Consider the following 10060-nt stretch of genomic DNA (forward strand, 5'->3'; position numbering starts at 1 on the left):
TTCCGGCCGCCTCCCCCTTATGTCCTCATTTTCCGTGCACCTGCGTCAATGTGACGCATGTACACGTCTTGGTTCCCATCCGGACGGCCATTATGGCCGCCCGTCTCACTCACATGCGTCAGCGTGCCGCATGTGCATGGCAAGAACTCTGGTATGACGCCTCACGTGGCGCTTTAGGGCATGCACGTACGTCATATTGCCGCATGTGCATGGGCGGAGCGGGACGTGGCTCGCTCCCGTACTCCGCACATGCGTCAGGTTGTTGCATGTGCAGGGGCGGGGATGCCGCGCGCTCCCAGGTTCCTCTCGCCGCCCGTGCGCGTCCTGCTACAATGTGGCGGTTGACCATCGCACACGAAGGAGCCACGCAGATGAGCGACGCCGAGAAGAACTTCGAGGTCCCGGCCTACGACGCCGAGGCCATCGAGACCAAGTGGCAGGCGGCCTGGGACGCCGAGGGCCTCTACAAGACCGACGAGGACCCCGTCAAGCCCAAGAAGTACGTGCTCGAGATGTTCCCGTACCCCTCCGGCGACCTGCACATGGGCCACGCCCGCAACTACACGATCGGCGACGCGATGGCCCGCCAGGCCCGCATGCGCGGCTTCGACGTCCTGCACCCCATGGGCTTCGACGCCTTCGGCCTGCCGGCCGAGAACGCCGCCATCAAGCACAACACCCAGGCGAGCGTCTGGACCCACAAGAACATCGACCAGGCGGTGAAGACCATGCGCCGCATGGGCTTCTCGTACGACTATGACCGCATGTTCAACACCTGCGACCCCGAGTACTACAAGTGGGGCCAGTGGATCTTCCTCAAGATGTGGGAGAAGGGCCTGGTCTACCGCGACACCTCGCCGGTCAACTGGTGCCCGGGCTGCCAGACGGTGCTCGCCAACGAGCAGGTCGTCGACGGCAAGTGCTGGCGCTGCGGCTCCATCCCCGAGAAGCGCCCGCTCAGCCAGTGGTACTTCAAGATCACCGACTACGCCCAGGAGCTCCTCGACGACCTCAAGCTGCTCGAGGGCAAGTGGCCCGAGCGCGTCCGCGCGATGCAGGCCAACTGGATCGGCCGCTCCGAGGGCGCCGAGATCGACTTCGCGCTCGCCGACACCGACGGCGTGACGCCCACCGACACCAAGATCACGGTCTTCACCACGCGCCCGGACACGCTCTTCGGCGTGAGCTTCTTCCTGCTGCCGCCCGAGAGCCCGCTGGCCGCCGAGCTCGTTGCCGGCACCGAGTACGAGCCGGCCTTCCTCGAGCTCAAGGCCGCCGCCGAGAAGGTCTCGTCGGTGGACCGCCAGGGCTCGGAGCGCGAGAAGCACGGCGTCTTCACCGGCCGCTACGTCATCAACCCGGTGAACGGCCGCCCCGCGCCGATCTGGGTCGCCGACTACGTCCTCATGGACTACGGCACCGGTGCCGTCATGGGCGTGCCCTGCGGCGACCAGCGCGACTTCGACTTCGCCAAGAAGTACGGCCTGGAGATCGCGCCGATCATCTGCCAGAAGGACGACCCGCTCTACGAGGAGCTCAAGGACGAGCGCGAGCTGCGCGTGACCTCGGTCGACTGGGACCACGCGATGGAGGCCGAGGGCTACCTCGTGCAGTCCGGCCCGTTCACCGGCATGAGGGGCGGCAAGCACTCCGAGGCCGTCGACGCCATCATCGACTGGCTCGGCGAGAAGGGCCTCGGCCGCAAGACCGTGCAGTTCCGCCTGCGCGACTGGCTCATCAGCCGCCAGCGCTACTGGGGCAATCCCATCCCGATGATCCACTGTGACTGCTGCGGCGACGTGCCGGTACCCTACGAGGACCTGCCCGTCACGCTGCCGGACAACCTCGACCTCGGCGCCGGCGAGACGCTCGCCGAGTACGCGCCGTTCTACGAGACCACCTGCCCCAAGTGCGGGCGCCCCGCCAAGCGCATCACCGACACGATGGACACGTTCACGTGCTCGAGCTGGTACTACCTGCGCTACTGCGACCCGCACAACGAGGAGCTGCCCTTCTCCAAGGAGGCCGTGGACCGCTGGATGCCGGTCGACAACTACATCGGCGGCATCGAGCACGCGATCCTGCACCTGCTCTACAGCCGCTTCTTCACCAAGGTCCTGCGCGACCTCGGCATGATCGACTGCGACGAGCCCTTCACCAACCTGCTCTGCCAGGGCATGGTCAAGGACGCCAACGGCGACACCATGTCCAAGTCCAAGGGCAACGTCGTGCCGCCCTCCTCGGTGATCGAGCCGTACGGCGCGGACACCATGCGCCTGGCCATCCTCTTCATCGCCCCGCCCGAGAAGGACTTCAACTGGGACGAGGAGGCCGTCGCCGGCGCCAACCGCTTCATCAAGCGCGCCTGGCGCGTGGTCTGGCTGCTCGCGCAGGGCGCCGCCGAGGGTGCCGTCGACGCCTCCGGGCTGGACGCGGAGGGCGCGGAGCTGTGGCGCACGCTCAACGCGATGGGGCTCAAGTGCACGACGGACTTCGACCGCTGCCAGTTCAACACCGCCATCTCGGCCGTGATGGAGATCACCAACGCCGCGTCCAAGTACGTCAACGACGTGCCCGCCGACCGGCGCGACCCGGCGCTCAGCTTCGCCGTCGCCAGCGCCGTCGTGCGCATGCTCGCCCCGATCTGCCCGCACTGGGCCGAGGAGCTCTGGAGCGCGGCGCTCTCTCAGGAGGGCTCGGTCTACAACGCCGCCTGGCCCGAGTTCGACGAGGCGGCCGCCAAGGCCGACGAGGTCGAGATCGCCGTCCAGGTCAAGGGCAAGGTCCGCGGCCGCGTGACGGTGCCGGCCGACGCCACCGACGCCGAGCTGGAGGAGGCCGCCAAGGCCGCCGTCGCCGACCAGCTCGTCGGCAAGGACATCAAGAAGGTCATCGTGGTCAGGGGCCGCCTGGTCAACATCGTGGCCGTCTAGGGACGGCCGGACCCCGCGTCCCGCACCGGGCGTCCGCTTGTGGCGTTCTCGTGGAGCGACGCTTGACGCGGGGCGAGAAGCACCGTACACTAGCAGCGAAATGTTGCTGTAACCGCAGGAAGTGGGGTGGAACGTCTCGCCCCGCTTCCTTTCTGTATGCAGGCGAGGAGGGACCATGCCCAGGCAGGGCCTAGAGCAGACGATCATCGACGCGCTCGAGCCAAGGGCGGCCGAGCGCGGCGTCGCCATCGTGGACGTTGAGGTCACCGGCGCGACCAAGGCTCCGTGCGTCCGCGTGCGGATCGACCACGCCGACGAGGACGCGCCCACGATCACCCTCGACGAGGTGACCGCGGAGACCGAGTGGATCTCGGCGGCCCTCGACGAGCTCGACCCCATCGACTCGAGCTTCACCCTCGAGGTCTCCTCGCCCGGGATGGCGCGCCCGCTGCGCACCCGCCGCGACTTCGAGCGCTTCGCCGGCGAGCGCGTCTCGCTCGCGCTCGCGCCGGGGGAGGGGCGCCGCCGCTTCACGGGCGAGCTTGTGGGCATCGACGGCGACGCCGTCACCCTCGACTGCGACGGCGAGCGCGTCGCCGTGGCCTACGACGACATCAGGAAGTGCACGATCAAGCCCGACTACGACCTCGGGCAGAACAAGTAGGAAGGGACAATCACATGGCCTCTGAGATGATGGCAGCCCTCGAGCAGCTCTGCGGCGAGCGTCACATCGACCAGCTCTACCTCCTCGACCGCCTCGAGCAGTCGCTCGCCAAGAGCTACGCCGACGTCCTGCACCTGCCCTTCGGCGCGCGCGTCACGATCGACCGCGCCACGGGCCACGTCTACGTCTACGAGCTCGTCCCCAAGGGCGAGCCCGACCCCGAGACCGGCGAGTACGCCGAGTTCGACGAGGTGGACGTCACCCCGCCCGACACGAGCCGCATCGCCGCCCAGCACGCCAAGGCCGAGATCCGCGCCATCGTGCGCAACGCCGCGCGCGTCCAGATCTACGAGGAGTTCTCGCAGCGCGTGGGCGACATCATCACCGGCACGGTGCTGCAGACCACGCCCGACTTCACGATCATCAAGATCCGCGAGGGCGTGGAGGCCGAGCTGCCCCACTTCGACCTGCGCCGCTTCCCCGAGGAGCGCAACGAGCGCCCCGCGGGCGAGCGCTACAGCCACAACCAGCGCCTCCGCGCGATCATCATCGACGTCCGTGACCCCAACTCCACCCAGCCGGTGGTGCGCGGCGAGCGCCAGCGCCCGCCCATCGTGGTCTCGCGCACCCACCCCGACCTGCTGCGCCGCCTCTTCGAGCTCGAGGTCCCCGAGGTCTACGACGGCGTCGTCGAGATCCGCAGCGTGGCCCGCGAGCCCGGCGTGCGCTCCAAGGTGGCCGTCTCGTCCAACGACGACCGCCTCGACCCGGTGGGCGCCTGCGTGGGCCCCAAGGGCAGCCGCGTGCGCACCGTCGTCTCCGAGCTGCGCGGCGAGCGCGTCGACGTGGTCCTGTGGAGCGACGACCCGGCCCGCTGCGTGGCCTCGGCGCTCTCGCCGGCCCGCGTCTCTCGCGTCATCATCGACCCGGAGACCAACTACGCCACGGTGATCGTGCCCGACGACCAGCTCTCGCTCGCCATCGGCAAGGAGGGCCAGAACGCCCGCCTCGCCGCCCGCCTCACCGGCCTGCACATCGACATCAAGAACGAGTCGCTGGCGGCCGAGGTCCTGCGCGACCTGCCGCGCGCCGCGGAGCCCGCGGGCGACGACGAGCTCGACGAGGCGCACCGCTGCGAGTACGTGAGCCCGAGCGGCATCCAGTGCCGCAACATGGCCCGCCCCGGCTCGCGCTTCTGCGGCGTCCACGAGCAGATGGCCGACGCCGACGTCAGCTCCGACCCCGACTCGCTCATCTAGGGACGTCCCGGAGCACCCCAGCACGCTAACCCCCGGGCCCGCGCCCGAACTCTTGGAAGGTAGGTCACATGGCAAAGACGCGCGTACACGACCTCGCGAAGGAGTACGGCATCTCGAGCAAGGAGATGCTCGGCCACCTCGCCGACATGAAGATCCCCGCGAAGTCGGCCTCGTCGACCCTCGAGGACGCCTACGTGTCGATGGTCCGCAAGAAGCTCAAGCCCATCCTCGAGGCCCACGCCGCCGAGATCGAGGCCCAGAAGCGCGCCGAGGAGGAGGCGCGCGCCGAGGAGGAGCGCAAGGCCGCCGAGAAGGCCGAGGCCGAGCGCCTCGCCGCCGAGCAGCGCCGCGAGGCCGAGCGCGCCGAGGAGGAGCGCCGCCGCGCCGCCGCCGAGGAGGCGCGCAAGAAGGCTGAGGCCGAGAAGGCCGAGGCCGAGCGCAAGGCCGCCGAGGAGGCCGAGAAGAACCGCGTGCACGACAACGCGCCGAAGTCCATCCCCTCGTTCACCTCGCTGCTCGACCAGATCGCGCAGCAGGAGGAGATCCTCAAGAAGCAGGCCGAGGAGAACGCCCAGAAGAAGGCGGCCGAGAAGGGCCGCGGGCGCGGCCGCTCCGAGTCGCCGCGCTCGGCCGGCTCCCACCGCGCCGCCGCCGCGCCGGCCCCCGCGCCCGCTCCCTCCGGTGACGGCCGCGGCCGCCGCAAGAAGGGCCGCCGCGGCGAGGGCGAGGGCGAGGACCGCTACAGCCGCATGGCGCGCGAGGCAGAGGCCTACAACCGCAGCCGCGTCCTCGAGGAGGCCCGCGAGGCCGTCGAGGAGGCGTCGCGCGAGTCCACCGGTCGCCGCAAGCGCCGCAAGGAGCGCCGCCAGAAGCAGGCGGCCGAGGCGGCCAAGGAGCACGCAATCGAGGAGGCCATCGCCAACGACCAGGACCTCTCGCAGCTCGACACCGTCAAGGTCCCGCAGGGCTCCACGGTCCAGGAGCTCGCGGAGCTTCTCGGCGTGCCCGCCAACGACATCATCAAGCGCCTGTTCCTGCTGGGCACCCCGCTGACGCTCACCGAGTCGATGTCCGACGACCTCATCGAGCTCGTGGCCGACGACCTCGGTCGCGACGTCAAGGTCATGACCAAGGAGGAGGAGAACTCCTTCACCTTCTACGACGACCCGGAGTCGCTCAAGCCGCGACCGCCCGTGGTCACCGTCATGGGCCACGTCGACCACGGCAAGACGTCGCTTCTGGACGCCATCCGCCACACCGGCGTGGCCGAGGGCGAGGCCGGCGGCATCACGCAGGCCATCGGTGCCTCCCAGGTCGAGGTCAACGGTCGCACGATCACCTTCATCGACACCCCGGGCCACGAGACCTTCACGGCCATGCGCGCCCGCGGCGCCAAGGTGACTGACATCGTCATCCTGATCGTGGCCGCCGACGACGGCGTCATGCCGCAGACCATCGAGTCGATCAACCACGCCAAGGCGGCCAACGTGCCGATCATCGTGGCCGTCAACAAGATCGACAAGCCCGGCGCCAACCCCGACAAGGTGCGCCAGGAGCTCACCGAGTACGGCATCATCCCCGAGGAGTGGGGCGGGCAGAACATGTTCGTCAACATCTCGGCCAAGAAGAAGATCGGCATCGACGAGCTGCTCGAGACGGTGCTGCTGCAGGCCGACGTCCTCGAGCTCAAGGCCAACCCCGACACCTTCGCCTCCGGCAACGTCCTCGAGGCCAAGCTCGACCGCGGCCGCGGCTCGGTGGCCACGGTGCTCGTCACGCGCGGCACGCTGCACGTGGGCGACGCGCTGGTCGCGGGCATGGCCTACGGCCGCGTGCGCGCCATGCTCGACCCCAAGGGCAACAACGTGAAGGAGGCCGGCCCCTCCGACGCCGTCGAGATCCTGGGCCTGCAGAGCGTGCCGATGGCCGGTGACGAGTTCCGCGTCTTCACCGACGAGCGCGACGCCAAGAAGCTCGCCGACGAGCGCGCCCTCAAGGCCCGCATCGAGGAGCAGAACCGCGTCAAGCACGTCACGCTCGAGAACCTCTTCGACACGATGGCCGACGCCGAGGTCAAGGAGCTCAACCTCATCATCAAGGCCGACGTCCAGGGCTCGATCGAGGCGCTCCAGGACTCCCTCGACAAGATGGACCAGTCCGAGGTGCGCATCAACACGATCCACTCCGCCGTGGGCGCCATCACCGAGACCGACGTCACGCTCGCGGACGCCTCCAACGCCATCATCATCGGTTTCGGCGTGCGCCCGGAGGCCAAGGCCCGCGCCGCGGCCGAGCGCGACGGCGTCGAGATCCGCACCTACAGCGTCATCTACAAGGCCATCGAGGACATCGACGCGGCCCGCATCGGCATGCTCAAGCCCACCGAGGTGGAGGTCCAGACCGGCACCGCCGAGGTCCGCGACACCTTCAAGGTGCCCAAGGTCGGCGTGGCCGCCGGCTGCATGGTCACCGAGGGCGAGATCTCGCGCGACGACCAGGTGCGCCTCGTGCGCGACGGCATCGTCGTCTACGAGGGCAGGATCGCGTCGCTGCGCCGCTACAAGGACGACGTCAAGAGCGTCAAGGCGGGCTTCGAGTGCGGCATCGGCCTCGAGAGCTACCAGGACGTCAAGCCCGGCGACCTCATCGAGGGCTTCCGCATCGACGAGGTCGCGCGCACGGAGTAGGCGAGGCGAGAAGAGATGAAGCGCACCCAGCATACCCGCCGGACCAGCGAGCTCGCGCGCGAGAAGCTCGCCAGCATCCTGCTGTTCGAGGTCTCCGACCCGGACCTGGCGCTCGTGACCCTCACGGGCGTCGAGGTCTCGCCGGACAAGTCGTACCTGCGCGCGTACGTGAGCTGCGACGCCGAGCGCTACGCCGCCGTCGAGGCCGCGCTCGCGCGCGCCAAGGGTCGCATCCGCTCGCTTCTGGGCCACGCCCTCGGCTGGCGCGTGACGCCCGAGCTGGACTTCCGCATCGACACCACCACCGACGAGGCCGAGCGCATCGCGCGCGCCCTCGAGGACGTCCCCGAGACGCTCGCGGTGGAGAAGGACGAGTTCGGCTACCCGGTCACGCCAGACGCGGGCGACGAGGGATCGGAGGCCTAGCCGTGTCGAGGGTCGACGAGCTCATCGAGCGCCAGCGCGCGGACCTGGAGGCCGTCAGCCGCCTCGTGGAGGGGGCCTCCACGATCGCGGTCTGCGCCCACACCTCGCCTGACGGCGACGCCCTCGGCTCCACGCTCGCCCTCGTCGAGCTGATCGAGCGCGCGTGGCCCGGGCGCGAGGTGACGGGGCTTCTCGCCGACTCGGACGTGGTGCCGCGCACCTACCGGTTCCTGCCGGGCTCCGAGCGGCTCGTGTGCGCCTCCGCGTACGCGGGCGACCCCGACCTCTTCGTCTGCGTGGACCTCTCGCAGCCGGGGCGGCTCAACGAGGCGCGCCCCGTGCTCGAGCGCTCGCGCGCGGTGGCGGTCATCGACCACCACCCGGCCCCGGAGCGCTTCTGGGACGCCGGCGTGGTGCGGCCGGACGCCGCGGCAACCGGCGTCATCGTCGCCGAGTACGCCCGCATGGTCCTCGGAGGGCTCACCCCCACGATGGCGCAGTGCCTGCTGTGCGCGCTGGTCACCGACACCGGACGCTTCCAGTACCAGAACGCCAACGGCGAGGCCTTCGAGGTCGCGAGCATGCTCGTGGACGCCGGCGCCTCGCCGTCCGAGGTCGCCCTGCGCGTCTACCAGAGCGACCGCCTCTCGTACCTGCACCTCTCCGCCACGGTCATGGGGCGCATCGCGACCTTCGAGCAGGGCCGCATCGCCTACAGCTACGCCACCATGGCCGACCTCGACGCCACGGGCGTCCCGATCGACGAGTGCGACGGGCTCGTGGACATCGTGCGGCGCGTGGACGGCTGCGAGGTGGCGCTGTTCCTCAAGGAGGTCCCGGGCGGCAAGGTCCGCGGCAACCTCCGCGCCAAGTCCGACCGCGACATCTCGGTCATCGCGCGCGAGATGGGTGGCGGCGGGCACCCCGCCGCGGCCGGCTTCACGGTGGACGGCGACGTCGACCAGGCGCTCTCCAAGATCCTGCCCAAGCTCCGCGCGCTCTACGACGACGAGGGCGGCGCGCGTTGAGCCGCCGCCCGAGCGCCCTCTCGGCGCTCATCGCGGTCGACAAGCCGGCCGGCCTCACGAGCCACGACGTCGTCTCGCGCGTGCGCCGCGCGCTCGGCGAGCGCCGCGTGGGGCACGCCGGCACGCTCGACCCGGCCGCCACGGGCGTCCTCGTGGTGGGCGTCGGCCAGGCGACCAAGCTGCTCGGCCTGCTCACGCTCGACCGCAAGGGCTATCGCGCCACGTTCGCGCTGGGCGCCGAGACCACGACCGACGACGCCGAGGGCGACGTGACGAGAACCGCCGCGGTGCCGGACGAGCTGATGGACGCGGGAACCGCCGCCGCCGCGGTGGCGGGCCTGGTGGGCGAGCAGGACCAGGTACCCCCGGCCTTCTCGGCGGTGTCCGTGGGAGGGCGGCGCGCCTACGCGATGGCGCGCGCCGGCGAGCGGGTCGAGCTCGCGGCGCGGCGCGTGACGGTGCACGACGCGCGGCTCGTGGGGGTCGTGCCCGACGAGCGCTCCTGGGTCGTCGACCTGGACGTCTCGAAGGGGACCTACGTCCGCGCGCTCGCGCGCGACCTGGGTCGCTCGCTCGGCTGCGGAGCGCACGTGTCAGCGCTGCGCCGGACCTTCTCGGGTCCGGTCGCGCTCGGCGACTGCGTGACGCTGGGGGAGCTGGACGCCGGCGGCGCCGAGCTGGTGCGTGAGCGCTGCCTCGACCCGGTGGCCGCGCTCGGCCTGGCCGCCCGCGAGCTCGACTACGCCGAGGTGGCCGACGTCTCGTGCGGGCGGCGGATCGAGCCGGGTTCGGTGACGGACCCGGACGGCGGGCGGCGCGAGCCTCGAGCCGGGGAGCGCGTTGCCCTCACGCTGGCCGGCGGCCTCGCCGGCATCTGGGAGCGTCGCGGCGCGAGCCTGGTCTGCTCGACCAACTTCCCGCAGGCCATCGAGGGGGTGCGCGCGTGACCGCCTATGACGACCTGATGGCGCTGGCGCCCGATGCGCCGCTCTCTGCCGACGCCGCCCGCGAGCTCGTGCGCGCGGCGCTCGAGGGCTCGCCCACGAGCGCCCGGGACGTCCCG

7 protein-coding genes are annotated in these 10060 nt (G+C 70.6%); all 7 read left to right on the forward strand.

Annotated elements, in window-relative coordinates:
* The first annotated feature begins 371 nt into the window (after positions 1 to 371).
* The 7 genes from leuS to truB all read left to right on the forward strand — a co-directional run bounded on the left by leuS (position 372) and on the right by truB (position 9944).
* Entirely contained in the window at positions 372 to 2933 is a 2562-nt protein-coding gene (gene leuS / locus ACWTSU_RS03965) for a leucine--tRNA ligase (RefSeq protein ID WP_455138583.1), read from the forward strand.
* A 175-nt stretch (positions 2934 to 3108) separates the two neighbouring features.
* Complete coding sequence (locus ACWTSU_RS03970; RefSeq protein ID WP_455138584.1) at positions 3109 to 3597, forward strand: ribosome maturation factor RimP; 489 nt, start codon at positions 3109 to 3111, stop codon at positions 3595 to 3597.
* A gap of 14 nt (positions 3598 to 3611) precedes the next feature.
* A complete protein-coding gene (nusA, locus tag ACWTSU_RS03975; protein WP_455138585.1) occupies positions 3612 to 4856 on the forward strand; it encodes a transcription termination factor NusA in 1245 nt (414 codons plus the stop codon).
* 68 nt (positions 4857 to 4924) lie between these two features.
* Entirely contained in the window at positions 4925 to 7543 is a 2619-nt protein-coding gene (gene infB, locus ACWTSU_RS03980; protein WP_455138586.1) for a translation initiation factor IF-2, read from the forward strand.
* 15 nt (positions 7544 to 7558) lie between these two features.
* Positions 7559 to 7969, forward strand: coding sequence for a 30S ribosome-binding factor RbfA (rbfA, locus tag ACWTSU_RS03985; protein ID WP_455138587.1), 411 nt, complete (start codon positions 7559 to 7561; stop codon positions 7967 to 7969).
* A 2-nt stretch (positions 7970 to 7971) separates the two neighbouring features.
* A complete protein-coding gene (locus ACWTSU_RS03990) occupies positions 7972 to 8997 on the forward strand; it encodes a DHH family phosphoesterase (RefSeq protein ID WP_455138588.1) in 1026 nt (341 codons plus the stop codon).
* Entirely contained in the window at positions 8994 to 9944 is a 951-nt protein-coding gene (gene truB, locus ACWTSU_RS03995) for a tRNA pseudouridine(55) synthase TruB (RefSeq protein WP_455138589.1), read from the forward strand. The genes ACWTSU_RS03990 and truB overlap by 4 nt, the downstream gene beginning before the upstream one ends.
* Positions 9945 to 10060 lie beyond the last annotated feature (116 nt).

The organism is Thermophilibacter sp., from assembly GCF_966187215.1.

What these genes read in the sequence shown, in the direction of transcription:
- ACWTSU_RS03970 (WP_455138584.1), top strand. Translation starts at nt 3,109, where the DNA reads ATGCCCAGGCAGGGCCTAGAGCAGACGATCATCGACGCGCTCGAGCCA.
- rbfA (WP_455138587.1), top strand. Translation starts at nt 7,559, where the DNA reads ATGAAGCGCACCCAGCATACCCGCCGGACCAGCGAGCTCGCGCGCGAG.
- nusA (WP_455138585.1), top strand. Translation starts at nt 3,612, where the DNA reads ATGGCCTCTGAGATGATGGCAGCCCTCGAGCAGCTCTGCGGCGAGCGT.
- leuS (WP_455138583.1), top strand. Translation starts at nt 372, where the DNA reads ATGAGCGACGCCGAGAAGAACTTCGAGGTCCCGGCCTACGACGCCGAG.
- infB (WP_455138586.1), top strand. Translation starts at nt 4,925, where the DNA reads ATGGCAAAGACGCGCGTACACGACCTCGCGAAGGAGTACGGCATCTCG.